This is a genomic window from Staphylococcus pasteuri (assembly GCF_030547725.1).
GTDB classification, from domain to species: domain Bacteria; phylum Bacillota; class Bacilli; order Staphylococcales; family Staphylococcaceae; genus Staphylococcus; species Staphylococcus pasteuri.
Genome location: NZ_JAUOQO010000003.1, coordinates 165,228 through 192,185, shown reverse-complemented (window position 1 = coordinate 192,185; position 26,958 = coordinate 165,228). Strand labels below are relative to the sequence as shown.

Annotated in this window: 29 protein-coding genes; 1 reads left to right on the top strand and 28 read right to left on the bottom strand. The window is 30.2% G+C overall.

What is annotated here, in order from left to right:
• Positions 1–23 precede the first annotated feature (23 nt).
• From comGB to ccpN, 22 genes are all read right to left on the bottom strand, one after another.
• On the bottom strand, positions 24–1,091 hold the full coding sequence (gene comGB, locus Q4528_RS04560; protein ID WP_096807788.1) for a competence type IV pilus assembly protein ComGB: 1,068 nt from the start codon (positions 1,089–1,091) through the stop codon (positions 24–26).
• Positions 1,063–2,037, bottom strand: a complete 975-nt coding sequence (gene comGA, locus Q4528_RS04555; protein WP_303520702.1) for a competence type IV pilus ATPase ComGA — start codon at positions 2,035–2,037, stop codon at positions 1,063–1,065. Before comGA ends, comGB begins: the two co-directional genes overlap by 29 nt.
• A 46-nt stretch (positions 2,038–2,083) precedes the next feature.
• Positions 2,084–2,707 (bottom strand): MBL fold metallo-hydrolase, encoded by a 624-nt coding sequence (locus Q4528_RS04550; RefSeq protein ID WP_017636253.1) that lies wholly within the window; start codon positions 2,705–2,707, stop codon positions 2,084–2,086.
• 3 nt (positions 2,708–2,710) lie between these two features.
• The gene (locus Q4528_RS04545; RefSeq protein WP_017636254.1) at positions 2,711–3,034 is read right to left on the bottom strand and encodes an MTH1187 family thiamine-binding protein; all 324 of its coding nucleotides are present in this window, start codon (positions 3,032–3,034) and stop codon (positions 2,711–2,713) included.
• On the bottom strand, positions 3,034–4,020 hold the full coding sequence (locus Q4528_RS04540; RefSeq protein WP_017636255.1) for an ROK family glucokinase: 987 nt from the start codon (positions 4,018–4,020) through the stop codon (positions 3,034–3,036). The genes Q4528_RS04545 and Q4528_RS04540 overlap by 1 nt, the downstream gene beginning before the upstream one ends.
• A complete protein-coding gene (locus Q4528_RS04535) occupies positions 4,017–4,220 on the bottom strand; it encodes a YqgQ family protein (RefSeq protein WP_017636256.1) in 204 nt (67 codons plus the stop codon). Before Q4528_RS04535 ends, Q4528_RS04540 begins: the two co-directional genes overlap by 4 nt.
• Entirely contained in the window at positions 4,210–5,664 is a 1,455-nt protein-coding gene (locus tag Q4528_RS04530; protein WP_029055746.1) for a rhomboid family protein, read from the bottom strand. The genes Q4528_RS04535 and Q4528_RS04530 overlap by 11 nt, the downstream gene beginning before the upstream one ends.
• Positions 5,661–6,215, bottom strand: a complete 555-nt coding sequence (locus Q4528_RS04525; protein WP_303520700.1) for a 5-formyltetrahydrofolate cyclo-ligase — start codon at positions 6,213–6,215, stop codon at positions 5,661–5,663. Before Q4528_RS04525 ends, Q4528_RS04530 begins: the two co-directional genes overlap by 4 nt.
• A gap of 238 nt (positions 6,216–6,453) precedes the next feature.
• On the bottom strand, positions 6,454–6,603 hold the full coding sequence (gene rpmG, locus Q4528_RS04520; protein ID WP_017636259.1) for a 50S ribosomal protein L33: 150 nt from the start codon (positions 6,601–6,603) through the stop codon (positions 6,454–6,456).
• A gap of 117 nt (positions 6,604–6,720) precedes the next feature.
• The gene (locus tag Q4528_RS04515) at positions 6,721–8,802 is read right to left on the bottom strand and encodes a peptidoglycan D,D-transpeptidase FtsI family protein (RefSeq protein ID WP_046466734.1); all 2,082 of its coding nucleotides are present in this window, start codon (positions 8,800–8,802) and stop codon (positions 6,721–6,723) included.
• Positions 8,803–9,063: 261 nt separating this feature from the next.
• On the bottom strand, positions 9,064–9,663 hold the full coding sequence (locus Q4528_RS04510) for a superoxide dismutase (RefSeq protein ID WP_017636261.1): 600 nt from the start codon (positions 9,661–9,663) through the stop codon (positions 9,064–9,066).
• A gap of 260 nt (positions 9,664–9,923) precedes the next feature.
• The gene (locus tag Q4528_RS04505; RefSeq protein ID WP_303520698.1) at positions 9,924–10,343 is read right to left on the bottom strand and encodes a Fur family transcriptional regulator; all 420 of its coding nucleotides are present in this window, start codon (positions 10,341–10,343) and stop codon (positions 9,924–9,926) included.
• On the bottom strand, positions 10,333–11,193 hold the full coding sequence (locus Q4528_RS04500) for a metal ABC transporter permease (protein ID WP_017636263.1): 861 nt from the start codon (positions 11,191–11,193) through the stop codon (positions 10,333–10,335). Before Q4528_RS04500 ends, Q4528_RS04505 begins: the two co-directional genes overlap by 11 nt.
• A 42-nt stretch (positions 11,194–11,235) precedes the next feature.
• Positions 11,236–12,006, bottom strand: coding sequence for a metal ABC transporter ATP-binding protein (locus Q4528_RS04495; protein ID WP_046466735.1), 771 nt, complete (start codon positions 12,004–12,006; stop codon positions 11,236–11,238).
• 111 nt (positions 12,007–12,117) lie between these two features.
• Positions 12,118–13,005 carry a deoxyribonuclease IV gene (locus Q4528_RS04490; protein ID WP_029055743.1) on the bottom strand — a complete coding sequence of 296 codons (888 nt, stop codon included), beginning with the start codon at positions 13,003–13,005 and terminating at the stop codon, positions 12,118–12,120.
• 9 nt (positions 13,006–13,014) lie between these two features.
• Entirely contained in the window at positions 13,015–14,358 is a 1,344-nt protein-coding gene (locus tag Q4528_RS04485) for a DEAD/DEAH box helicase (RefSeq protein WP_029055742.1), read from the bottom strand.
• Positions 14,359–14,413: 55 nt separating this feature from the next.
• Positions 14,414–15,517 (bottom strand): Nif3-like dinuclear metal center hexameric protein, encoded by a 1,104-nt coding sequence (locus tag Q4528_RS04480; protein WP_017636267.1) that lies wholly within the window; start codon positions 15,515–15,517, stop codon positions 14,414–14,416.
• The gene (locus Q4528_RS04475; RefSeq protein WP_070453872.1) at positions 15,507–16,196 is read right to left on the bottom strand and encodes a tRNA (adenine(22)-N(1))-methyltransferase; all 690 of its coding nucleotides are present in this window, start codon (positions 16,194–16,196) and stop codon (positions 15,507–15,509) included. Before Q4528_RS04475 ends, Q4528_RS04480 begins: the two co-directional genes overlap by 11 nt.
• A gap of 120 nt (positions 16,197–16,316) precedes the next feature.
• On the bottom strand, positions 16,317–17,420 hold the full coding sequence (gene rpoD / locus Q4528_RS04470; protein ID WP_029055739.1) for an RNA polymerase sigma factor RpoD: 1,104 nt from the start codon (positions 17,418–17,420) through the stop codon (positions 16,317–16,319).
• 342 nt (positions 17,421–17,762) lie between these two features.
• Positions 17,763–19,571 (bottom strand): DNA primase, encoded by a 1,809-nt coding sequence (gene dnaG, locus Q4528_RS04465; RefSeq protein WP_046466737.1) that lies wholly within the window; start codon positions 19,569–19,571, stop codon positions 17,763–17,765.
• Between the two features lie 60 nt (positions 19,572–19,631).
• The gene (locus tag Q4528_RS04460; protein WP_017636271.1) at positions 19,632–20,450 is read right to left on the bottom strand and encodes a pyruvate, water dikinase regulatory protein; all 819 of its coding nucleotides are present in this window, start codon (positions 20,448–20,450) and stop codon (positions 19,632–19,634) included.
• 11 nt (positions 20,451–20,461) lie between these two features.
• A complete protein-coding gene (gene ccpN, locus Q4528_RS04455; RefSeq protein WP_072291815.1) occupies positions 20,462–21,085 on the bottom strand; it encodes a transcriptional regulator CcpN in 624 nt (207 codons plus the stop codon).
• Positions 21,086–21,419: 334 nt separating this feature from the next.
• Between ccpN and Q4528_RS04450 the strand changes: the two genes are divergently transcribed.
• Positions 21,420–22,811 carry a glycine--tRNA ligase gene (locus Q4528_RS04450; protein WP_029055737.1) on the top strand — a complete coding sequence of 464 codons (1,392 nt, stop codon included), beginning with the start codon at positions 21,420–21,422 and terminating at the stop codon, positions 22,809–22,811.
• Positions 22,812–22,902: 91 nt separating this feature from the next.
• Here the strand turns inward: Q4528_RS04450 and recO are convergent, their stop codons facing one another.
• Genes recO through Q4528_RS04420 form a run of 6 tightly spaced genes read right to left on the bottom strand, consistent with a single transcriptional unit; the run spans position 22,903 to position 26,767 of the window.
• Positions 22,903–23,664, bottom strand: a complete 762-nt coding sequence (recO, locus tag Q4528_RS04445) for a DNA repair protein RecO (RefSeq protein WP_176745296.1) — start codon at positions 23,662–23,664, stop codon at positions 22,903–22,905.
• A 27-nt stretch (positions 23,665–23,691) separates the two neighbouring features.
• Entirely contained in the window at positions 23,692–24,591 is a 900-nt protein-coding gene (gene era / locus Q4528_RS04440; protein ID WP_046466739.1) for a GTPase Era, read from the bottom strand.
• A complete protein-coding gene (gene cdd / locus Q4528_RS04435; RefSeq protein WP_017636276.1) occupies positions 24,588–24,995 on the bottom strand; it encodes a cytidine deaminase in 408 nt (135 codons plus the stop codon). Before cdd ends, era begins: the two co-directional genes overlap by 4 nt.
• 9 nt (positions 24,996–25,004) lie before the next feature.
• Positions 25,005–25,349: a diacylglycerol kinase family protein gene (locus Q4528_RS04430; protein WP_017636277.1), complete on the bottom strand. Its 345-nt coding sequence runs from the start codon at positions 25,347–25,349 to the stop codon at positions 25,005–25,007.
• Between the two features lie 2 nt (positions 25,350–25,351).
• A complete protein-coding gene (gene ybeY / locus Q4528_RS04425; protein WP_017636278.1) occupies positions 25,352–25,819 on the bottom strand; it encodes an rRNA maturation RNase YbeY in 468 nt (155 codons plus the stop codon).
• The gene (locus Q4528_RS04420; protein ID WP_017636279.1) at positions 25,820–26,767 is read right to left on the bottom strand and encodes a PhoH family protein; all 948 of its coding nucleotides are present in this window, start codon (positions 26,765–26,767) and stop codon (positions 25,820–25,822) included.
• Positions 26,768–26,958: the final 191 nt, after the last annotated feature.

The following is a 26,958-nucleotide window of genomic DNA, read 5'->3' as shown; positions in this document are numbered from 1 at the left end:
CTTCAATTTATAAGTCCTCCTTACTATTTAATTGACTGCAACATGTCAAATATAGGTAGCATAATAGTTAAATAAAGTGCAACGATAAATAATCCTAATATTAAAAAGATAACTGGTTGAATGAATTTAATGTGTCTTTTAGCCATAGCTTCGAATTGTTGTATAAGTATCTGACTATATAGCGTTAATTCGATATCAAGTTTTCCACTTTTTTCTCCTTGTTCTATAAATTTAATCAAGTCATTTTCATAGCAATTTAATTTTTTTAATATATCAGGTAGATTTTCTCCTTGATAAGATTGGTTGAGTAACCTGTCTCCTAAAAATTGATGAAATTGATTATTCTCTGATTGTTTATAAATTCTAACGATTATCTGTAAATTAACTCCATTTCTATAAAAATGGGCAAACTCATTTGATAATTGATACGTTTTTAAAATTTTATAATAATGTTTAATAATTGGAATGTGACACATTAATTGAATTTGATTTTCTATAGTCATCTTATTAAAACGATATTTAAATATGATAGATAATATACATATTACACTGGATAAAATTATGATGAATAAAGGGAAAGTTGTAATAAAATAAGAAAGAATAGATTGTAATGGAGAAAGTTCTATATTCATAGATTGGTATAATTCTTTAAATTGAGGTATAACTGTAAAATTGAGTAACGTTAATATTAATATAAAAGTAATTATTAATACAATAGGATACTGTATCGTCTTTAAAACATTTTGAGTAACTTGTATTTGCTTTTTTAAATATCTTGTAGCTTCTAATAGAGAAAGTTCTAAATTTCCAAATCTTTCAGCTAAATATGTTTGTGTAACAATGTCACTTGAATAATCTAAGTATTTAAATACTTCCCAGCAAGTTGCACCTTGTTCTATTTTATTTAACACTTCATCATGTGATTTATCTCCTCTATATTTAAAATGTAGATTTAAAAATTTAAATGATTCGTAAAGAGTAAATCCATGTTTAAGTAATTGATGTAATCTATACACTAAATCTAATTGTTCAGATTTAGTTAGGCATTTGGATTGTCTGAATTTAAATATATTTATCAGCAATAGTTTCACATATAATACCTTCTTTAGTCATATCATCTAATTTTGATACTAATCGTTTAAAAGATTTTGGCATCGTTTGGTTATGTTCAAAAAAGTAATTAATTTGATTTTTAAACATTAGTTCACACACTAATTGTCTTTGATTATGTGATGTTGTAATTAATCGTTGATTGGAAATTAAATTTATAGCTTGAGATAATTCTTGAACTGTTACTCCCATTTCTAATAATCTAAGTAAAGCCCCTCTACAATCGTTGGCGTGTAATGTACTTAATACCAAATGACCACTTAGACTAGCTTGAAAGACATATTTAGCGATTTCGGCATCACGAATTTCTCCGATTAAAATAACGTCTGGATCACATCTTAAAATTGCTTTAAATGAACTAGCGTAAGTAATACCTGCTTTGTTATTAACAGAAATTTGAGTAATACCTTTTAAAATTTGTTCAACTGGATCTTCAATAGAAATAACATTTAGGTTTAACTCTTTTTGTGCATACATAACCATTTGATACATTAATGTACTCTTACCTGAACCTGTAGGACCAGTAAAAAGCAATAAACCTTGCTTCTTATTCATAAAATGTTTAAAATCTTTAAACTCGTATGTTTCCTTTTTACTTTGAAAATATTGAGGCACAATTCTTATAACACAACTTTCACATCCAATTGATAAAGGAAGGGTTGAAATACGTAAGTAATAAACTGACCTTAATTTATATGTATAGCGGCCACTTTGAGCGATTTGTTGTGTAGAAACATCTAAACCAGCTTGGAATTTCATAAACACCAATAACTTACGATATATATTAATATCAAGTGTTTCATAAGGTGTTAATGTATCATTTACTCTAAATTTAATATGAACATAATGCTCCATAGGAATAAAGTGTATATCACTCGCTTTATATGCAATTCCTTTATTAATTATTTCTTGAAATAGAATCTTCATAAAAACACCTCCTACATATATTAACGTAGGAGGTGTTAGTTTTACTTTAACCATTTAAAAATGGATTTAATTGTTCATCATCAACAGTTGTATAAGTACCGTGGCCTGGGAATAATGGTAAATCTCCATCTAATTCAAATAATTTATCTTTAATAGAATCTACTAAAGTTTCATAATCGCCTTTGTATAAATCTGTTCTACCAATGCCATTATTAAATAATGTGTCACCGACTACTGCGAATTCTTTGAAAACAAAAGATAAACTTCCTGGTGAGTGTCCAGGTGTATGCAATACATCAAATGTAAAATCACCAATTTGAGCTGGTCCCTCATCAAGTGATTTTGGTTTGGCCTGGCTTATAACTTGAGGCATACCATATTGCTTGAATTTTGATGCACCATTTTTTTCTGGATCATTTAAGAAGTCGAATTCTTCTTTATGCATATAAACTGGTACATTATATTTTTCTATAATATCGTCAAGTGCCCCAATATGATCGTAATGGGCATGTGTCAGTATAATAGCTTCTAAAGGTTTATTGATTTGGTTTAATTTTTTTATAATTTTATCAGATTCACTAGATGGATCTACGAGTAATACTTTGTTTTCATTTTCAATAAAATAGGTATTAGTATCTACTAAACCTAAAGTTAAACTAGAAATTCTCATGATTTATTCCCCACTATTATCTAAATGTTTTTGTACAGATTTTAATTTATCATTCATCTTTCTAGATTTATCTCTGCGATCATCAATTCTTATATTTGTACAAACTCTATCTAATCCTTTATCAAATGGTAATTCATGTATTGCTTGTACAACTTCGAATAAATCCTTTAAATCACCTTCAATAAGTGTATTCATAGGTGTTAATTGATAATCGATTTTACCTTGATCTTTAAATTCTTTTAACTTTGTTTGAATTTCAGCGATGTATTTACTAACGCTTGGCCCTTCAGTGCCTACTGGAATAACTACTACGTCAACAATTGCCATTATTTTACACCTTCCTTATCTAAAATATATGTTTTGATAAGTCCTGCTGCACCTGTAATACCTGCATCATTACCTAATTCTGCTTGTACAATTTCTGTTTCATGTTGAGCTGGATTAAACGTTAAATTACGATATTCAGTTTTAATATTTTCAACTAAAATTAAACCAGCTGTAGACATTCCACCACCTAGTACAATGTATTTAGGATTACTAGTAACACTAATAATACTACATAAATAAGCGATATAATTCGCTACTTTTTCAGTGATAAAGATACAGAATTGGTCACCTTCTTTAGCTGCATCAAACACTGCTTTAGCTGTAACTTCATTATCTTTTATAAGTTGTAAAATTGAAGATTTAAACGTTAATTTTGGATAATAAAAGTTAACTAAATTGACAACACCTGTAGCAGAGGCAACCGTTTCAATACAACCTGATTTGCCACAGTTACATTTGAAACGTTGGTCGAAATCAGCTCTAAAATGGCCAATTTCAGCACCTGAACCATTATGACCATGTACTAACTCACCATTTGAGATAATACCTCCACCAAGGCCTGTACCTAATGTGATAGTTACAACATCGTCAGCACCATTACCAGCACCTTTATGTTTCTCGCCTAATGCAGCAACATTGGCATCATTATCAACATACACTGGACAATCGATGAAATTTTGATAGATTTCAGTGACATTAACATTGTTGTCCCAATGTAAGTTAACAGCTCCGTTAACGATGCCTGTTTCAAAATCTACAGGTCCAGGAACTCCAATACCAACACCGATTACATCAGACATGTTGTAATTTAATTCTGCAATTTTTGCTTCAAATGATTCATGTATATTTTTTAAAAGTAGTTTTCCTGTATGATCAGTAGTGTCTGTATGAATTGACCATTTTTCAATTCTATCTAGATTAGTATTAAAAATACCTAATTTACAAGTAGTCCCACCAATATCAGCAGCTAAAATAATTTTTGTCATTTATGTTCATTCCTTCTTTGGTTTATTATCAATATACATTTAAGATATTCATCTTTAGTTAATAATTCATAACTGTATAAAGATTTGATTTCTTGTAACATCATTTCATACATATCTTCTGGATCTTTGAAATAGATGATATATCCATATTTTTTTAATAATTGCAAAACATCATAGAAATTATTAATTTTACGAGTCACTTTTCTCACTCAACTCTTTTTCTAAATTTTTATATTGAGCATTTTGAGGATTAGCTTTTCTAGCTTTTTTAATATATTTTAAAGCTTTACTTTTATCTTTTAGTGAACGATTAGCAATTGCCATTTCATAATTCAATGCACCGGAATTAGGAAACAGCCTTAATCCACGTTCCCATTCCGCCATTGCTTCAGCTTTAGAACTTTTAGCAGCTGTAATTAAACCGCTTAGGTAATATGTTTGATCATCAGCGTAATCTTTTTTAATAGATTTATTTACAATTTTTCTAGCTTCATCATAATTACCGGATAACATTTGATCCCGAATTAATTTATCATAAATATTATCTTCTTTAATACTAAAAATTCTTATCTGCATTGCCACAAACAATACTAATAAAATAATCAGTAGTATCCAGAAAATATTACGGTTAACAGTAAAATAATAACCAATTAAGGTAATTAAGAGACCACCAATAAATCCGCCTAAATGTGCCATAACATTAATATTAGACATGAATATTGATAATCCGATTAAAATAACTAAAGCTATTAATAATTGGCCAATTACTTTTTTATCAAAGCTTTTACTTAAATATAAAATTGCAAAAATTGAACCAATAAGCCCAAAAATAGCACCACTGGCACCGACAGAAATCGTTGTGGTATTAAATGATAAAGAAACAAAATTTCCAAATATGCCTGCAAATAAATAGATGGCTAACATCCGCCATGAACCTAATACTGATTCAACTATTTTACCAAAAATAAATAGTGAAAGCATATTCATGAGTATATGTTCAAAATTAAAATGTAAAAACATTGAGGTAACTAAACGATACCATTCACCATGTACAACATTGAAATGTACTAATCCACCTACATCAAGTAATTTTACATCAGAAAATCGATTAAAATAAAGTATCATGCATAGCCATAAGACTATATTAATTATTATTAAGGAATATGTAACTGGTGAAAAGCGTTGCATATGTTTATCTAAGAGATTAGATGAAAGAACTTTGTTTCTATAAAAGATAGATGTCTTTTTAGAATCCTCTCGATTTATCATTTTAGATAAAATAACATTGGGCATTGCAAGTTCTAATTCCCTCTCATCACTAATCCTTCTAAATTTTATCTTCTGAGGATAGGTTTCATCTAATGATTCTGTCGATAATGATTTATCAGTAAAATAATAAAATAGAATTGTTTGAGGTTGAAAACCAGCTAGTTGTTCTATATTTTCCTTATTTTCAATAACTCTGCTTTTATCAAACCGAATTTCCTGAGTCGTAGTGATATGATTCGAAAAAATTACAATTGTTTTCTTTCTTTTGTTACTTAACCAAATTTCTTGGTCATCTTTTTCTCTATTAATTACATCGTAGTTTAAATACCTAATCCAGTAATAAATGGTTTTCCAAAATTGCTTTTTAATGTTCATATATGCCTCCATTGGTGGCTATTATAAATAATTAATTGATCGACCGGTTGATCGTGTGTATCGGGTTGAAAATCAGTTAATTGAAAATCATATAGCAAACTTATTGTATTGGTCTTGAAATTTGATAGAAAGCGATCATAGTAACCCCCTCCATATCCTATTCGATAGCCATCTTTTCTAAAGCCAACACCAGGTACGACGATTAAATCTAAATGATTGGAAGTATTTGATTCAGAAACTGAATGATTAATACCTTTTTCATCTTTTTCTATGTCATTAATATTTAATAATTGTTTAAAAGTCATAACTTTAGTCTGATAATTAACTTCAGGTACATATACTTCTTTATTATCGTTTAAAGCTTGTTGAATCATTTGATATGTATTTACTTCATGTGACAATGACAACACAAATCCTATAGAAGATGCATTTTGATATGCTTGAGAATTAATAAGTTCTGTGGCTAACCAATTGTCTGCCTCATTTTTCTGCATGCTATTATGCTGTTTCATTTTAGTTAAAATATTAGCTCTTATATTTTTTTTGCTCAAATTTTCACCTACTTTTACTACCCCATATTATAACGTTTATCTAATTTTATGTCATTATGTTGACTAAGATATTAACTTTTTAATGATATTAAAATAAGCGATTGTACAAATTTTGTTAAAAGCTTTGAATAAAATGAGGTTTTGTAAACATAAAATATTTGACTATAAAATTTAAAAAGACGAAATTCCGTCTGAGGAATTTCGTCTTTTGGTATTGAATATTTGTTAAATAAATTAATTATTTAGTTTCACGGTGTAAAGTTTGTTTATTATCACGTGCACAGTATTTTTTCATTTCAATACGTTCAGGGTTAGTTCTTTTGTTTTTTGTAGTGATGTAGTTTCTTTCACCACATTCAGTACAAGCTAATGTAACGTTAACGCGCATGATTATTCCTCCTTACCTTTTCTAAATACGACCTTTACATTATACCAATTACTTTATTAATTGCAAAGTAAATTTTAAGAATCTGTATCAATAGTTTGTAATTTATTTAAATTTTAATTATTTATCACTACTATTTTCAGTGCTATCTCCATTTTTATCTTTATCTTTGAAATAATAATTGATAACATCTCTTCCTAAGTCTCCACCGTTTAACCAAGGTGGTGGAACTGGTTGATTGGTATAGACAATAGAAAATGCTAGTTTTGGATCTTTAATTGGTGCATAACCAATATAAGTTGAGTTTACTCTAGATTCCCCATCTTGGAATACTTCTGCTGTTCCTGTTTTACCTGCTGAAGGTACAACTGTGTTTTTAAAGCTAGCATAACCGGTACCATCTTTTTCATTAAATGCCATTTTGAATCCGTCTTGAACTTCATTTATTTCTCTTTGAGAATTATTTACTTTATTCAATACATTACCTTTAATTTTTCGTTTTACCGGTCCTAGTTCATCTTTATTAGTTGAATCGTGTATAGACAGTCCAATATGCGGTTGAATTCTATAACCATCATTTGCGATTGTTGATACATATTGAGAAAGTTGCAATGGTGTATAAGTATCGTATTGACCAATAGATAAGTCTAAGTAATTACCTGGATTATTAGTTAATGGTTCAATTTGACCATTTGTTTCATTTGGTAAATCTATACCTGTTTTAACACCAAGACCAACTTGATTTAAACCTTTTCGAAGCTTTTGACCAGCTAATGTAATATCGTTTGGTAATGGCATACCAGAATAATATGGATCTCCAGCTAATTTTAAGGCTGTTTTAAACATATAAACGTTTGATGAATGCATAAGTGCTTCTTTATCATTTATTGTCACTCGACCATCTTTATTAAAGTATGAACGTTTAGTTAAACCGCCCTGGAATTTTAATGGTTCATCGACCATTTTTTCTCCTACTTTAATGGCATGATTTTGATAACCGGCAAGTAAAGTTCCGCCTTTTACCGATGAACCTACTGCAAATTGAGCAGTAAAATTACCAATATCATAATCTGTTAATTTACCGCTTTTACTTATTTGTTTACCAGCCATAGCTAAAATGTCACCATTTTTCGGATCTTGAACAACTATCATGGCATTGTCCATATCTTTAGCACCTTGACTACGTAATTTTTCAATTTGTTTATCTAATAATGATTCCACTTTTTTCTGTAAATCAATGTCTATTGTTAATTGTAAATCATGTCCTCTAGAACCTGGATTAATAACTTCAGATTTTATTACTTTACCAGATTTATCAGTCGTATATTTCATTTGTTTCTTCTTACCACGAAGTACATCTTCATATTGATATTCTAAATATGATTTACCGACACGATCATTGCGTGAATAACCTTTAGATAAATATTGTTCAGTTAGTTCTTTAGGCAAACCTTCTGTAGATGTTGAAACTTCGCCAAATATACCTCTAAGCGTATCTTTATATGGATACTTTCTATCCCAATCCATAGATGTATTTACACCAGGTAACTTAGATAATTGTTGAGATACTGCAGCGTATTCTTTTTCTGTTACATCCTCATTTTTAATAGTTTGCGGATCTAGTGTACTACCTGCATTCATCTCACGGTATATAGCTAAAATTTGTAAATCTTTGTCAGATAAGTCATCTAATTGTTTTTTACCAATTTTCTTTCTTTGCTGTTCATCATATTGTTCTTGTGTAATGCTACCATTTTCTAATAGAGATTGTTCTTTTTTCATTAAAGCTTTAGCTTTTTCAGGGTGTAAAGTGACCCAGAAGTCTTTTTCGTCTCTATCAGTAATTTTGTCAGTATCCATTTTGATTAATGATGATAATTTTTTAGCTGTATCTAACATTTCTTTTTGTGAGGTTTTACGACCTCTAGTATATGTAATCGCCATTTTAGAGGCATTATCAACTAATACTTTACCATTACGGTCTACAATACGACCTCTAGGCACAGATTCGTTCACAGTGATATTCTCATCGCTTTTGATTAATTGCTTATAATGAGAACCCTGGGCAATCTGTAGGTAACCGAGTCTGAGTACTATAATTGCAAATATAAACACAACCAAACCAAAAATGAAATTAATTCTCCGGTTCATCGTGTTTCTTACTTTTTCATCATTTGATTTTTCCTTTAATCTTTTAAGCAAAACAACCTACCTCTATTCAAAGTATCTCTTTAAAATGATATATGAAAAACAAAAATTTTTCTATCATTTTGATAAAAAAGTGAACAGACATTAATTAAAACACTATCGTTTTTTATTTATGACGACCTTTTTGTAATCCTTATTTATAATTAATTTTACATTCAAATCATTTTCATTAATAGACATAATATCATATTAATCATAGAAAAAAGAGCCTAGAACATTATCACAATGTTCTAGACTCTAACATCAAAATATAAATTATTTTGCAGCGTTATATAATTCGTCAACTTTATTCCAGTTAACTACATTCCAGAAAGCGCTGATATAATCTGGACGTTTGTTTTGATATTTAAGGTAATAAGCGTGTTCCCAAACATCTAAACCTAAGATAGGTGTTTTACCTTCAGTTAATGGATTATCTTGGTTTGGAGTTGTAACGATTTCTAATTGCCCGTTATTTACTACTAACCAAGCCCAACCTGAACCAAAACGAGCTGCTGCTTTGTCAGCAAATTCTTTTTTGAATTCATCTAAAGAACCCCATTGTTCTTTAATTTTATCTACTACTTCACCTTTTTCTTCTGAGTTAGGTGTTAGTAATTCCCAGAATAATGAGTGGTTTAAGTGTCCGCCACCATTATTTCTAACAGCAGTTTGGATATCAGAAGGTACACTGTCTAAATTAGCTACAATTTCTTCGATTGATTTAGCTTCTAAATCAGTACCTTCAACTGCAGCGTTTAATTTTGTTACATAAGTGTTATGGTGTTTATCATGGTGAATCTCCATAGTTTCTTTATCGATGTGTGGTTCTAATGCGTCAAATGCATATGGTAATTTTGGTAATTCAAATGCCATAAATAATCATCCTCCTAAAATGTCTGTATCTTAATCATAACAAGCAGTCACAATTTCGACAATAAATGTGCTTAATATATAACTGCTAATTATTGTTACATGTATTATATATCTCAAAACGATGATATTTAAACATTTATTTACTATAATTAGTGAATTCGTACTAATGGAGTATGTTTTTTTAGTATTTATGTGTATTTTCGCTTTCTAATATAAAAACTAGCCATAGTCTTCTTGTCGATAGACTATGGCTAGTAAGATTAATGATTTACTTTTTGACATTTTTCACAAATACCGTAAACTTCGAGTTTGTGAGTATGAATATCAACATTTGGTAAATATTGTTTAACTTGGTCAATTGGACAAAAATCAATAACTTTAGTATCACCACAATTTTCACATATAAAATGATGGTGATGATGATTAGTACAAGCGATTCTAAATTTCATTTCTCCATCTAGTTCAGTACTTTCAATAATTGCTAAGTCTTTAAATAAATGAAGGTTTCTATAGATGGTATCAAAAGATATACCTGGATAATCTTTATCCATAACTTGTTGAATATGTTTAGCATTAATGTATTTATCTTCTTTAACAAATATATTAAGCATATCGTTACGTTTATCTGTATATTTTAAACCATTATCTTTTAATATTTTAATAGCATCACTAGTGTTCATATTTACGATCCCCTTTTTGTGACTTTAATTTTAACTTTTGATAAGTCATTGTAATCATTAGCATAATGACTAATAGTACTACAATCACGCCACCAGGTGAAATATTAATGTAAAATGCGAGAACTAATCCAAGTATCACTGATAATTCACCTATGATGATACTAAGGATAATTAATTGTTTGAATCCTTTTGTCCAACGCATCGCTATTGCTACAGGTAAAGTGATTAACGCACTAACTAACAATATACCTACTACTCTCATAGAAGCAGAAATAACCATTGCAACAACTACAATAAATAAAAACTGAATCCATTTTGGTATTCCTATAACTTTACTATACTCTTCGTCAAAAGATAAAATAAATAACTCTTTATAAAATAAAGTTATGAATAATAAAACTAGTATTGTAATGAAGATAATTGTAGTTAAATCACTGAAATTAACTGCACTAATTGAACCAAATAATAGACCAACTATCTCTTGATTAAAACCATCTGCTAATGAAATAAATATAGCACTTAAGGCAATACCTGCACTCATAATAATTGGAATGGCAATTTCTTGATAATTAGTATATGAGGTACGCAATTTTTCAATTAATAATGCACCAATAATGGCGAATAATATTCCAAACCACATAGGATTAATGAAAGTTAGTGCTGGCAATACTGTTATAATAAACATGCCAAATGATATACCGCCCAATGTTACATGGCTTAATGCATCAGCAATAAGTGATAACCTTCGTACTACTATAAAAGCACCAATTAATGGTGCTATAAATCCTATTAAGATACCACTGATTAAGGAGTATCTCATAAAATCAAAGTTTAATAATGCATCTATCACGAGTTACACTCCTCAAATTTATTTCTATGAATCGATTCTAATTTAGGTACAACATTCTCTATCATGTTGATGATCAACGAATTGAACTGGATGTCCATATATTTTAGAAATTTCAACCTCGTCAAGAGATTTAAAATCTTCAGTCGTACCATGAAAATGTAGATGTTTATTTAAGCATGCAACTTCTGTTGCTGTATCTGCTACTACACCAATATCATGAGTAACTAATATAATGGTTATGCCTTCCTTTTTTAATCGATCAAGTGTTTCATAAAACTCATTTACATGTTTAGCATCAATACCATTAGTAGGTTCATCTAATACAAGCACACTAGGATTAGAAATCAAAGCACGTGCAATAAGTACACGTTGTTGTTGGCCACCTGATAATTCTGCAATGTTTTTATCAATTAAATGTTCTATATTTAATCTTTCTAAAACATGTTCTACTTTCTTGATGTCTTTATGATTAAAACGTTGAAAAAGTTTTTTTGTTTTAGTTAAACCACTTAAAACCACTTCTTTAACACTTGCTGGAAAACCAGCTGTAAACGAAGAGGCCTTTTGTGAAACATAACTTATTTTTAGAGCTGATTTATTATTTTTAATAGGATGACCATCTATAAAAATGTCGCCGGATTGTAATGGCAGCAAACCAAGTATGATTTTTAAAAGTGTTGATTTGCCGGCTCCATTAGGACCAACAATTGCTAAAAATTCACCTTTGTTAATTTTAATATTTATATTTTCTAAGACTTGTTTATGATCAAAATAGTAATCTATATTTTTAAGTTCAAATACTGGTGTAGTCATTTTTTCACCTCATTGTATACTATACATGTTGATGAACTTAATGTAAATAGTAATGCTTACGACTAATAAAAGACGTTACAGAAATATCTGTAACGCCTACTTTTAATATTATTAGTTTAAAATTTTATCTTTTAAATCTGGATCAAATGTCTGAGATTTTAACATTTCAATTTCATGTTTATAAGGTGGTTTCTTATTCTTTTTATCTTCACCAACATAAGGTGTTTCCAAAATTTTTGGAATGTCTTTGAAAGTATCGTGATGAACAACGTAATTTAATGCATCAAAGCCTATATGACCAAATCCAATATTTTCGTGTCTATCTTTATGTGCACCTTGTTCATTTTTACTGTCATTTACGTGTACGACTTTAATTCTGTCTACACCTATAATTTTATCAAATTCATTTAAAACACCATCAAAATCTTCTTTGATATTGTATCCAGCATCATGCGTATGACATGTATCAAAACAAATGGATAAGCGTTCATTATGTTTCACGCCATCAATGATACGAGCAATTTCTTCAAAGTTACGACCTATTTCAGAACCTTTACCTGCCATTGTTTCTAAAGCGATACGAACATTGTTATCATTTGTTAATACTTCATTCAGACCATCGATGATCTTTTGAATACCTACATCTGCACCAGCGCCAACATGAGAACCAGGATGTAATACAATATCTTTAGCCCCAATTGCTTGTGTACGCTCAATTTCGTTCTGTAAGAAATTGACACCTAATTCAAATACTTCTGGTTTAGTTGTGTTAGCAATATTAATGATATATGGAGCATGTACTACAATATTAGATAGACCATATTGTTCCATCACTTCATGACCTTTAGTAATATTTAAATCTTCAATACTTTTACGACGTGTATTTTGTGGCGCTCCTGTGTATATCATAAATGTTGATTCGCCAAATTTATGTGCTTCTTCAGCAGATCCTTCTAACATTTTTTTACCACTCATAGATACATGTGAACCTAATAACATCTCTTTCACCTATCCTTTTCTATTCTTTCTATCTTGACGATTTTGACGTTTACTGTATTGTTTACGCTCTTGTCGTTTCATTTTCTCAACTTCCTGCTTAAATTTCTTTTTATAACCAGGTTTAACTTTACGTTTGGTTTTACTACGTACTTTATTTTTAACTTCATTTGTTAAATGATCATCTTTACGTTGTCTAGTACGTCGAGTATTATGCGCCTTGATAGGTGTAAGTTCATCATTTTTGATATCAACATTTTCGAAAACGTATCCTCTATCTTCGATTGCTGAAATATTTTCTTCTTCATCAGGACTATATAACGTAATAGCAACACCGTGATAATTACCACGACCAGTACGTCCAACACGATGAGTAAAGAAATCTATATCATTTGGTACATCGAAATTAATAACATGACTAACACCTTCAATATCAATACCTCTTGAAGCTAAATCACTCGCAATTACAAATTGGAAATCAAGATTACGTATGCGTTTCATTTGTTGTTTACGTTCACGAGGTGTTAATCCACCATGAATCATACCAACTTTGATACCTGCTTCATTTAATGAACGTGCTAATTCATCGGCATTGTCTCTACTATTACAGAATATAATACATAGGTATGGATTTAGAATATCTATTAATTTAAGTGTTTTTTCAACTTTAGCTGCACCTTTTGTAGGAATTAAATAAAATTCTATATTTTTCTTATTTTGAGACTGACTATCAACTTCTACAAAATCTGGTTGTTCTAAATATTTATTTAAAAATGGTTGTAGAGATTTAGGAATTGTTGCACTAAATACTGCAATATTTGAACTATCTTCTAGGCGAGATGCTATAAGGTCTACATCTTCAATTAAACCTAAATCAATCATTAAATCAGCTTCATCAATAATTAAATAAGAAGCTAAATGTGTGTGTAAATGACCACTTTTAGCTAAGTCATTAATTCTAGTTGGTGTACCAATAACTAATTGTGGTTGTTGATTACATCTTTGCTTGTCCTTTTCAATATCAGTACCACCAATAAATAGTTTTACGCTTACGCCTTCTTTAAAACTACTTAAATGATTAGCGGCTTGATATAGTTGTTGTGCAAGTTCTCTAGTTGGTGCTACAACAATAGCTTGTGGTTCTTGAATATTTATATCTATTAAACTAATTAAAGGTAATAAAAAGGCATGTGATTTTCCTGTACCTGTTTGTGACTGTCCAATAATATTAGTTTTCTTTAAAATTCTTGGAATAATTCGATTTTGAATTTCTGTCGGTTTTTCAAAATTTAAATCTTTAACTGCTTCAATCATACTATCTTCAAGACCGAAGTATTCGAATGGATGTTTTGCCATGTTATGGCCTCCTTATAAGTTCATCTTTACTATTATAATGTAATTGATGAAGATTTTAAATATATGTGAAAGGATCTGTATTAATATTAGAAGCAACAACTTTGATATCATTTGAATTTTCTTCTAATAACCATTCCTGTAGTAAAAGTTTTAATCCTTCTTTCATCACATATTCACTATAGTGGTTGATATCTAATAAATTTATTCCTTCTATTTTCGCATCTAATGCATCGTGGTGTTTGATGTCACCGGTAATAAATATATCGGCACCTAATTGAGCAGCTTTATATTCAAAACCTATTCCAGAACCACCAATCATAGCAACTTTACTAATCATAGCATTTGAATTACCTACGTATCGAACACTTGGAATTTGAAGTTGTCTTTTCACTTGTTCTACAAAGTCCTCAATTTTCATTGGTTCTTTTAATTCTCCCATTATTCCTAAACCGTAATTACCTTCTTTATTCAATTCAATAAAGTCATAAACTGGTGTTTCATAAGGGTGATAGTGATGGATAGCTCGCTCAGTTAACTGACGTTGTTGATAAGATATCATAAATTCTAATTTCACTTCATCAACGTATTCTATTTCATCAATTGAACCAATATACGGATCTGCATCACCAACAGGTTTAAATTGACCTCTCCCTTTACTTTCGAAGAAACAATATTCATAATCGCCTTCTTTAGCAAGACCGATATCATTGAGCTGTTGTTTAAATGTTTCTAGATGATCTTCAGGTATAAATGTTTGAACTTTATAGTATTGAATTGGTTCTTTATTAATTAACTGTGTATGTTGTAAACCAATTTTGGAAGCTAACATTGCATTTACACCATTAGGATTAACATCTAAATTCGTATGCATAGCTATTAAATTAATATTATTTTGAATAAGTAATCTGATTATTTCGCCATATCCTTGATTAGTAATTGATTGAATGCCTTTAAAAATAAGTGGATGATGACTAATAATGGTATTAACATTTTCATTAATTGCTTGTTGAACAACATCAATAGTACAATCTAATGCTGTTAATATTCCATTCACTTCTTGAGATTCATCGCCTATTAATAAACCTACATTATCCCATGATTCAGCAGTATTAAACGGAACATGCTCATCTAACATAGCCATTAATTCATTAACTTTCACTATTTAACACCTCTTTAATCAATTTTATTTCTGATTCTATTTCATTATATCGATGTAAGTGTAATTCTGGATTGAGTTGTTGCTTAATCTTTTCTAATGCCTTCAATTCTCTTTCCCATTTATTATAAAAATGTTTATTTTTATTTTCTAGTAAAATAGGACCGAATTTGAGTTCATATTCATTATATTCAAAAGGTGAAGTTTGGTATTCGGCTATAACTATTTCATAGATATGGCCTTTTTCTTCTAAAATGATTTCATCTAAAATTTTGTATTGAATACTTTGTAATAATGTTCTTACATTCTGAGTTTGAATATTACTTTGTAGTATTAATCTAGGATGAGAATGTAATTTATGTTGGCCTTCTTCTAATATTTTAGCTATTAAAGGCCCTCCCATGCCACATATCGTTATGTTATCTATTTGTTCGTTGTCACGAATTACGCTAAGACCATCACCTAGTCGCACTTCAATTTCATTATCCAGTTCATTGGCGTTAACATTTTTTTGGGCAGCTTCAAAAGGTCCTTTGATAACTTCACCAGCAATTGCTTTAGTACTTAGATTAGACTGAATAGCAAAAATAGGTAGATATGCATGATCGGACCCAATATCGGCAAGTGTACCTTGTTTAATAAATTCTGACACTTTTAATAATCTTTGGTTTAATGTGATCACTAAGGTATTCTCCTTTATTTTATTAAAATCATAAATGCCTCTATATGTATTAAAATAATAAATCATCGGTTTATAAAAAATAAAGACTGGGACAAGCTTTATGCCCCAGTCCAAAACTATTTAATCCATAAAGTCTTTAAGACGTTTACTTCTACTTGGATGTCTTAACTTTCTTAATGCTTTAGCTTCAATTTGACGGATACGTTCTCTAGTTACGCCAAACACTTTACCAACTTCTTCAAGTGTTCTAGTTCTTCCATCATCAAGACCAAATCTTAAACGTAAGACATTTTCTTCTCGGTCTGTTAAAGTATCTAAAACATCTTCAAGCTGTTCTTTAAGTAACTCGTATGCAGCATGGTCTGAAGGACTTTGTGCTTCTTGGTCTTCAATGAAATCACCTAAATGACTATCATCTTCTTCACCAATAGGTGTTTCTAATGATACAGGTTCTTGAGCAATCTTAAGGATTTCTCTAACTTTTTCAGGTGGTAAATCCATTTCTTCACCAATTTCTTCAGGTGCAGGGTCACGTCCTAAATCTTGTAATAATTGACGTTGAACACGAATTAATTTGTTAATTGTTTCAACCATATGCACGGGTATACGAATAGTACGTGCTTGGTCAGCAATAGCACGAGTGATTGCTTGACGAATCCACCAAGTTGCATAAGTAGAGAATTTAAATCCTTTATTGAAGTCGAATTTTTCAACTGCTTTAATTAGACCCATATTACCTTCTTGAATTAAATCAAGGAATAACATACCTCTACCTACATATCTTTTAGCAATACTTACTACTAAACGTAAGTTTGCTTCAGCTAATCTAGATTTAGCTATTTCGTCACCTTGTTCAATTCTTTTAGCAAGCTCAATTTCTTCTTGTGCACTTAATAAGTTAACACGTCCGATTTCTTTTAAATACATACGTACTGGATCGTTAATCTTAACGCCTGGAGGTGCACTTAAATCATTAGGATTTAATTTAGCATCTGTATCTGAATTGTCTTTTTCATTTACTAATGTGATATCATTGTCATTTAATTGATCAAAGAAATCATCCATCATATCAGAATCCATTTCGAAATTCTGTAATTTTTCAGCAATTTCTTCGTGACTTAAATGACCTTCTTTTTTACCTTTTTCAATTAATTGTTTTTTAACATCTTCCATTGTTAAAGTCGGATCAATTGTTTGTTTTTTAATTTTAACTTTATCAGACATGAAACGGCCTCCCGGTATTAATATAAACTTTCAATTTATTCATTTTTATTATTAGTAATTTGATTATAATGATGGTAATGCTAATAAAATATAGACTAAATTTCATATTTTCGTTTAGTTAAAAGCAATGTATTTTCAATGATGCGTTAAATAAACCAGTAGATTAATCATCTTCTGAAAAATATTACTTTCTTATGAAATATCAGTCAAAATAACTCCCTTTAAAATACATATAATTATTCTGAATAGTCATTTTTAGATATTATTTGTTTACCCAATGTAAATACATGGTAACCATTCATAAATCTCTAAAATACAACGATATCATAAATTTTTGTAAGATTACATTCTACTTTTGTTTTTATTAACAATTAATTGAAGATAATATTTTTGTAGTTCTGTATCTCCTATACGAGTTGCTTCTCGCAATTTATGATTTAAAACTTCTAAAGATTCGCCATCTTTATTCTCGTTCATGATATTAATATAATCTTCTAATTCTTGTTCAAATGGTTCTTCATTTAAGTTATATGAATCAAGTGATATCAACGCTTCTCTTAAGTCATTATTTTCTATATATTGAATCATTGTACTTAATTGGTAAACATCATTATTAGAAAAATAATCATGCAAAGTATTAAATATACGCTTGAAATACTCATTTGTAAAGTCGTCAGAATTGACTTTTTGATAGTAATTTAAAAATGTATCTTTATCTTGCATAAAGTGTTTTAACAAGGAACGTTCTGCCTTTTCATGACGATTCAATTGATTGAATTGTATCGTTTGTTGCGGTGGCTCGTTATAAAAATAAGATTGATCTGGGTAAGAAGACTGAACATTTTGTGTTTGCTGTTGATGAGCCACTTCATAGTCCAAAGTCTCAAAACTAACTTTAAACAATTCTGAAACGTCTTGCAATACCTTTTTCTGAAGTATGGATGAACGCATTAAAGCTATATCCTGAGTTACTTCTTTTAAATATCTTTCATAAGCCAAATCATTATTTTGAATTTCATCTTTATGTGTTTGAACTTTAAACAAGACGAAAGATTTTTTATCTTTTTGAACAAATTCTAGAAATGCTTCATTTCCATACTTTCTAATATATTCATCTGGGTCCATATCAGAAGGCAATTGAACGACAAATACATTTAAACCTTGCTCTAAAAGCGCTTGTCCAGTTTTTAATGTTGCTTCTTTACCTGCAAAATCTCCATCAAACATTAAAGTAATATTGGATGTTAATTTTTTTATGAATGTGATATGTTCATTTGAAAGTTGAGTCCCCATACTTGCTACAACAGATTTCAAACCAGCATGGTCTGACTTAATAACATCCATAAAGCCTTCAAGTAATATAATTTCATCATTTTTTCTTATATTTTTTCTAGCTTTATCGAGATTATATAATAACTTTCTTTTCTGGAAAATAGGTGTTTCTGGACTGTTTAAATATTTAGGCTCTTGATTAGTATAGGTTCTTGCTGAATATCCAACAATTCTTCCTTGAGCATTTTTAAGAGGAAACATAATTCTATCTCTAAATCGATCATAATAGCTAAAGTTTTCCTCATTTCGAGATAAAAGTCCCGCTTCATACGCTAATTCGATATCATAACCTTTTTTCTCTAAAAAATCATGACAAAAATGAGACGAATTAGGCGCATAACCAATTCCTCTTTCTTTAATTAATTGTTCTGGAAAATCACGTTCTTTCAAATAATTAAGCGCTTGTTCACCTTCAACAGTTTTCATAAGTGCATAATGGTAATATTCTTGCATGAGTTCATGCATTTCTATCATTTGTAAATCATCAGTTGCGATTTGTGTGTTTGTATTTTGATATTGGCTATTACCCACATCAACTGATATATTGACACGTTCGCCTAACTCTTTTACAGCTTCTGTAAAGGAAATATCTTTTATTTCTTGTGTGAATTGAAAAACATTGCCACCCTTTTTACAACCGAAACAATGACAGATTTGTTTATCTTCTGACACAGTAAAAGAAGGGGTCTTTTCATCATGAAAAGGACACAAACCGATATAATTGCGTCCTCTTTTTTCAAGTTTTACATATTCACTTACTAAATCAAGTATATCTGTCTTATCTTTGATTTCATTAATGACCGATTGTTCTATACGCAAAATAAATCACCTATTAAATATTAGTCTTAATATTATACCTTTTTTATGCATTAAATGAAATTATTTTGTTTTATTATTTTCAATATAATAGATGATGTCATTAGCTGTCTCTTCAATTGCTTTATCTGTTACATCTATAACTGGACAACCAACTTTCTCCACTAGTTCTTCAAAATAATTTAATTCTTCTTTTATTCGTGCTTCAGTAGCATATCTTGCTGTGTCACCAAGACCAAGTTGTTTTAATCTTTCTTTTCGTATTCTATTTAATTTTTCTTCACTAATTTTTAAAGCAATACATTTTGATGAATCAATATTAAATAGTGCATCAGGAGGTGTAACTTCTGGCACAATTGGTATGTTCATGACTTTATAACTTTTATGAGCTAAATATTGTGATAGTGGTGTCTTTGATGTTCGAGAGATACCTAAAAGGACGATATCTGCTTTTGGTAAACCTTTAGGATCTTTCCCGTCATCATATTTAACAGCAAACTCAATTGCATCAATCTTTTTAAAATAGGCATCGTCTAATCTATGGACAATACCTGGTTCATAGTAAGGTGTTTCTTCAATTGAACCAGATAATAAATCCATTAAAGGTCCCATAATATCAACTGATTTTAAATTATGTTCTTTTACTTTAGCTACCATATATTTTTTGATTTCTGGTTTAACCAAAGTATATACGATGATAGCATCTGTATCTTCGGCTACTTGAACCACTTCATCTACGTTTTCAAATGATTCTATGTATGGGTAACGTAAAAATTCATGTTTACATTGCTTAGGATTAAATTGTGAAACACCTGCACGAGCAACTAACTCTGCAGTTTCTCCAATTGAATCTGAAGCAACAATTATGTTTATATTATCCATCTATTAACCACCTATTCTTTAAATAATGATACAAATAATTTTGTAATTGTCGTTTTAGATACTCTTCCAACGACTTCATATTTTTGATTATCTTTTAATCTTACAATGGGAATAGCATCTATTTCTTTATCTATCATTTGATTAGCAGCATAGATAATTAGTTCACTTTCTTCTAAATAAGTAAGATTAGGCATACGAGTCATATTAACGCTAATCGGCATTGTATGAATATCATTTCCAATCATTGAAGCTCTCAATAAATCTTTTCGTGAACAAACTCCAATAAAATCATTATCCTTATTTGTGATAAACAAAGTACCAGCATCTTCTAAAAATATAGTACAAATGGCATCGTAAACCGACATATCTTCTTTTACCACTACCGGTTGTGACATATAATCCTTTACAACATACTGGCGTAGTTGTTCATGGATGATTTTATTTTTAGATTTGCCTGAATAATAATAACCTACTCTAGGTCTTGCTTCTAAAAATCCTGACATCGTAAGAATAGCTAAATCTGGTCTTAATGTTGCGCGTGTTAAATTTAATTGATCGGCGATATGCTCACCTGTTATTGGTCCATGTTGCTTGACGATTTCAATAATTTGTTCTTGTCTTTGATTCAGTTCTATAGGTCTTCACCCCTCTTATATACATTATATATTATAACCGTTATTTTTATTTGCCACAAATACATATAAACGCTTGCTATTAAATATTTAATCAATTAGAATAATTATAAAGCGAGCTAAGGATGGTGTAAGCTTAGCATATAAATATTGGCATAAAATTAAATTTATTTTAAAGCGAGTGGCTACACTAATTTGGGTGGAACCGCGGGTTAAATGATATTTTAATGTATATGAATTATACTAAATAAAAATTAACTCGTCCCAAGATGATTAAGCATATTTAATTGTGTTTTATTGTCTTGGGGCGTTTTTATGTGTAAGGAGAGAATTATTAATGGCAAATGATATGGAACAAATCGTACAACTTGCAAAGCACAGAGGATTCGTATTCCCTGGTAGTGACATCTATGGTGGCTTATCTAATACTTGGGATTACGGTCCACTAGGTGTTGAATTAAAAAATAATGTTAAAAAAGCATGGTGGCAAAAATTCATTACACAATCACCATATAATGTTGGTTTAGATGCAGCTATTTTAATGAACCCTAAAACATGGGAAGCATCAGGACATTTAGGTAACTTTAATGACCCTATGATTGATAACAAAGATAGTAAAATTCGTTATCGTGCAGACAAACTAATTGAAGATTACATGCAACAAGAAAAAGGCGATGAAAACTTTATTGCTGATGGCTTAAGCTTTGATGAAATGAAAAAAATCATTGATGATGAAGGTATTGTGTGTCCAGTAAGTGGTACTGCTAATTGGACTGATATCCGTCAATTCAATTTAATGTTTAAAACATTCCAAGGTGTAACTGAAGATTCAACTAACGAATTATTCTTACGCCCAGAAACAGCACAAGGTATTTTCGTAAATTATAAAAACGTTCAACGTTCTATGCGTAAAAAATTACCATTTGGTATTGGACAAATTGGTAAATCTTTCCGTAATGAAATTACTCCAGGTAACTTCATTTTCAGAACACGTGAATTTGAACAAATGGAACTTGAATTCTTCTGTAAACCTGGTGAAGAAATTGAATGGCAAAATTATTGGAAAACATTTGCTAGTCAATGGTTAAAAGATCTAAATATTAATGAAGACAATATAAAATTACGTGATCATGATGCTGATGAATTATCTCACTATTCAAATGCTACAACTGATATCGAATACAAATTCCCATTTGGTTGGGGAGAACTATGGGGTATCGCAAGTCGTACTGACTTTGACTTGAAAAAGCATAGTGAACATTCAGGTGAAGATTTCAAATATCATGATCCAGAAACAAATGAAAAATATATCCCATATTGTATTGAACCTTCTTTAGGTGCTGATCGTGTAACATTAGCATTCTTATGTGATGCTTACGCTCAAGAAGGAGTAGAAGGAAGTAAAGATGAACGTACAGTCTTAAAATTCCACCCTGCTTTAGCACCTTATAAAGCTGCAATCTTACCATTGAGTAAAAAATTATCAAGTGAAGCAATTAAAATCTTTGAACAATTAAGTCAAACATTCTCAATAGATTTTGATGAATCACAATCTATTGGTAAACGTTACCGTCGTCAAGATGAGATTGGTACACCATATTGTATTACATTTGACTTTGATTCATTAGAAGATAATCAAGTTACAGTACGTGACAGAGATTCTATGGAACAAGTTCGTATGCCTATTTCAGAACTAGAGACATTCTTAGCAGAAAAAATTAAATTTTAATTATGTTGAGATAATTTCTCATTGATTAATACTAAAGACCGCAATCACAAGAGCTTTGTGATTGCGGTCTTTTATCTAGATTTTAAACTAATTATTTATCTAAATCATTTAATTCTAATCTTTTCAATTGATTGATTAACTTTTGACTTTTAAAAAACATGCCTGCATATTCTCTATAAAGCATTATCATTAATTCTGACATTTCATCTAAAATGTCTTGATGTATTTTTAGTTCATTCATCTTATCAATTGGTAATTTTAATAATATATCTAATAGATACAATGTTCTATTTGATAATTGTAATGCATGAGGGTCTTGATATGCTTCACTTTTTGAAATGGCACCATCAAATTTAAAACTATACCCTATTAATTGAGATTGGTCTGTATTGCCGCTAACAGCACATATATTAAACGAGGCAGAAAAACCATATTTATTCATACATTTGAGTAAGACTATGATAGACATTAATTGTGCAGATTGTCCTGAAGAAATTTTATTTAAAACAAACTGTAATAAGTCAAAATTAAATTTTGATATTTCTTCTTCTTCCATTGAACGGTCAATTGTTTCAGCACACAATGTCGCAAAGCTACTTTCATACAAATCAAGTTGTAATTCATAATGTTGATCAATGACATCTACAGAATTAAGTGTCCCCATACCTCGCCACTTATTATAAATAAATAAGCCATACACAAACATTTGTGTATGTGCTTGTAAACCTGTTTTAACTTTTTTAGCTCTTCTAGCCATCAGCGGTACTTTAGCGCCATGTTCGTTTAAAATCGTAATGATTTTATCTGATTCGCCGTATTCTACAGATTTTAAAATAATCCCTTTTTGTTTCATTAACATACTAACTCACCATCTTTTGAGTTAATCTTGATCTTCTATATATCCAATTTGGCGAATAAAATTAACTTTATTTCTCCAATCTTTCTGAACCTTAACCCATAGTTCTAAATAAACTTTAGAACCTAAAAGCATTTCTATATCATGTCTTGCACGTTTACCTACTTCTTTAAGTTTTTTGCCACCTTTACCGATAACAATCCCTTTTTGAGAATCACGTTCTACATAGATAGTAGCTTCAATACGTACACGATCTTCATCTTCTTTAATCATACGGTCAACATTTACACCAATAGCATGCGGAATTTCTTCGCTTGTTAAATGTAAAATTTTCTCACGAATGATTTCACCTACTACAAATTGTTCTGGGTGATCGGAAATTTGATCATCAGGATAATATTTTGGTCCCTCTGGTAAATAAGATTTTAAAACATCAATAAAATGATCAACATTTAAACCTTCTAACGCAGAAATTGGAATAATTTCAGTAAAGTCCATATATTTTTGATACTTTTCAATTTGTGGCATTAGCGCATCTGGATGAACTAAATCAATTTTGTTTAATACTAAAAATACAGGTGTCTTTAAATCTTTTAGCATATTCATGATATATTCATCGCCACGACCGATATCTTCATTAACGTTGACCATAAACATAATTGCGTCTATTTCAGAAAGCGTATTTGTTGCCACTTTCATCATAAAATCACCTAATTTATGTTTAGGTTTATGAATCCCAGGTGTATCAATAAAAATAATTTGAGCATCATCTCTAGTCATTACACCCTGAATTTTATTACGTGTAGTTTGAGCTTTGTCAGACATAATTGCAATTTTATGACCTATAACTCTATTTACAAATGTAGATTTACCTACATTAGGTCTTCCTATAATTGAAACAAATCCTGATTTATGTTCTGTCATTTATTTAAATCCTTTCCAGAAAATCCGTATGGTAATAATTCTTTAACTGATGATTCTATCATATCACCTTTGTGATTAGTCATATATACTGGCATATCATCGTCGCATAATTCTTTCAATACTTGACGACATTCCCCACAAGGTGAAGATGGTTGATCAGCGTCTACAGTGACAGTAATTGATTCAAAATCACCGGGCTGATAACCAGCAGATATCGCAGAAACTAAACTAGCTCTTTCAGCACAAATTGACATTGAATATGCTGCATTTTCAACATTCGTTCCGTAAAATGTACGTCCATCCTTAGCTTTTAAATAGGCGCCTACTTTAAAATGACTATATGGTGAATAAGATCTTTGTTGTGCTTCTCTGACTTCTTTAAAATAATGAGATTGATAGCTCATGTTGCCCTCCTATAATAAGTTAATAAAATATGGAATAAAAACAATTAAACCAATTAATAAAGCTAAAATTGACACAATCATTACACTAAATGCGGCAATGTCTTTTGCATATTTGGCATAATCATGATATTCAGATGTAACAAGGTCTACGACGTATTCTACTGCAGTATTAATCGCTTCAAAAGCTAGGACTAAACTTATTGCTAATAGAATAAATAACCACTCTAAGCGATTGATATGAAAAATGAAGCCAAAAACAATTGCAATAATACTAGCATAAATGTGAAGAGAAAATTTTTGGTCTTTAATTAATAGTGTTTTCAAGCCATTGAGTGCATAGCTAAATCTTTTCACGATTAATCTCTCGTCAATCCATAAGCATTTAATATAGCATCTTGACGACCAAACATTTCTTTTTCATCTTCTTCATTCATATGATCATATCCTAATAAGTGAAGAAAACCATGTAACGCTAAAAACCCTAATTCACGTTCAAAAGAGTGACCATAAGACTCTGCTTGTTCTTGTGCAACATCCGTACATATTATAATGTCTCCCAATACTCTTGGAATATCAAATTCGCTTGTATCAATTTCTGGCTCATCTTCTTCTAAAGCAAATGATATTACATCTGTCACTTTATCTTTATCTCTGTACATTTTATTAATTTCTTGAATTTCAGTTTTATCAACGAAGGTTATGGATAATTCAGCATTTTCATTAATTTGCTCTTCTTGTTTAGCGAAGTTCAATAAATTTTCTATTTGTTCATACCAATCATCATTCACTAATTCTGTGTGATCACTAAAATCTATTGTAAACATTTAGTCCTCTCCTTCGTATCTATCTATGATTTTACTTACAAGTGGATGTCTTACTACATCGTCTTGCTCTAGTTTCATGATACTAATTCCTTTAACGCCATGTAGTTTTTTTACTGCTTCTTTCAAACCACTATTAACACCTTTTGGTAAATCTATTTGTGTTTGGTCACCAGTTACTACCATTTTTGAACCAAAACCTAAGCGCGTTAAGAACATTTTCATTTGTGCATGTGTTGTATTCTGTGCTTCGTCTAATATTACGAATGCATCATCTAATGTTCGACCACGCATATATGCTAAAGGCGCGATTTCAATAATACCTCTTTCAATGAATCGAGCTGTTTGTTCTCTACCTAATACAGTATTCAATCCATCATAAAGTGGTCTTAAATATGGATCAACTTTTTCTTTTAAATCACCTGGTAAGAAACCTAGTGATTCACCTGCTTCAACAGCTGGACGTGTTAACACAATACGTTTAACATTCCCTTTACGCAATTGTTTAGCAGCATATACAACAGCTAAAAATGTTTTACCTGTACCAGCAGGTCCAATACCAAATACTAAGTCATTTCTATTCATAGCATTGACATACATACGTTGTCCCATTGTTTTAGCGCGGATAGTTTTGCCGAACGCATCTTTTGTTATTTCTTCTTCATATAAATCTAAAAGTTGTTGAATGGTTCCATTTTCTGCCATCTTAATAGCAGCTTCAACATCTTTAAGCGTAATATTATTTCCCAATTCAATCACTTTTAATAAATTGGTTAGAACTAATTCGGCTTTTTCTACATGCTCAATTTTTTCACCTTTAACAGCGATTTCTTGTCCACGAGCATGAATTACGACATCAAAACTATCTTCAATAGCTTTTAAATGTTCATCATTATTTCCAATTAAAGCTTGGGATTGATTAATGTCGTCGATTTGAATTATTCCAGGCATAAACGCGCTCCTTTTCAAATTACAGTTTTATAATTCAATACACCCATTTTAAGGGCTAACATACTTATATTATACCATTCTTGAACATATATTAATTAAGATTCGTTTCAATTTAAATAACAATTTACTATAAAACTAGCTTTTTCAATAACGAAGTGAGCTATCATAGACTTAACCTTTTAAAACAAGAA

Coding starts and splice junctions, on each gene's coding strand:
- comGA (WP_303520702.1), bottom strand. CDS start 2,037: ATGAAGATTCTATTTCAAGAAATAATTAATAAAGGAATTGCATATAAA.
- Q4528_RS04550 (WP_017636253.1), bottom strand. CDS start 2,707: ATGAGAATTTCTAGTTTAACTTTAGGTTTAGTAGATACTAATACCTAT.
- Q4528_RS04545 (WP_017636254.1), bottom strand. CDS start 3,034: ATGGCAATTGTTGACGTAGTAGTTATTCCAGTAGGCACTGAAGGGCCA.
- Q4528_RS04540 (WP_017636255.1), bottom strand. CDS start 4,020: ATGACAAAAATTATTTTAGCTGCTGATATTGGTGGGACTACTTGTAAA.
- Q4528_RS04530 (WP_029055746.1), bottom strand. CDS start 5,664: ATGAACATTAAAAAGCAATTTTGGAAAACCATTTATTACTGGATTAGG.
- rpmG (WP_017636259.1), bottom strand. CDS start 6,603: ATGCGCGTTAACGTTACATTAGCTTGTACTGAATGTGGTGAAAGAAAC.
- Q4528_RS04510 (WP_017636261.1), bottom strand. CDS start 9,663: ATGGCATTTGAATTACCAAAATTACCATATGCATTTGACGCATTAGAA.
- Q4528_RS04505 (WP_303520698.1), bottom strand. CDS start 10,343: ATGAACACTAGTGATGCTATTAAAATATTAAAAGATAATGGTTTAAAA.
- Q4528_RS04495 (WP_046466735.1), bottom strand. CDS start 12,006: ATGACTACACCAGTATTTGAACTTAAAAATATAGATTACTATTTTGAT.
- Q4528_RS04490 (WP_029055743.1), bottom strand. CDS start 13,005: ATGTTATTAGGTTCACATGTATCTATGAGTGGTAAAAAAATGTTAGAA.
- Q4528_RS04485 (WP_029055742.1), bottom strand. CDS start 14,358: ATGGCAAAACATCCATTCGAATACTTCGGTCTTGAAGATAGTATGATT.
- rpoD (WP_029055739.1), bottom strand. CDS start 17,420: ATGTCTGATAAAGTTAAAATTAAAAAACAAACAATTGATCCGACTTTA.
- Q4528_RS04460 (WP_017636271.1), bottom strand. CDS start 20,450: ATGGATAATATAAACATAATTGTTGCTTCAGATTCAATTGGAGAAACT.
- Q4528_RS04450 (WP_029055737.1), top strand. CDS start 21,420: ATGGCAAATGATATGGAACAAATCGTACAACTTGCAAAGCACAGAGGA.
- recO (WP_176745296.1), bottom strand. CDS start 23,664: ATGAAACAAAAAGGGATTATTTTAAAATCTGTAGAATACGGCGAATCA.
- era (WP_046466739.1), bottom strand. CDS start 24,591: ATGACAGAACATAAATCAGGATTTGTTTCAATTATAGGAAGACCTAAT.
- cdd (WP_017636276.1), bottom strand. CDS start 24,995: ATGAGCTATCAATCTCATTATTTTAAAGAAGTCAGAGAAGCACAACAA.
- ybeY (WP_017636278.1), bottom strand. CDS start 25,819: ATGTTTACAATAGATTTTAGTGATCACACAGAATTAGTGAATGATGAT.
- Q4528_RS04420 (WP_017636279.1), bottom strand. CDS start 26,767: ATGCCTGGAATAATTCAAATCGACGACATTAATCAATCCCAAGCTTTA.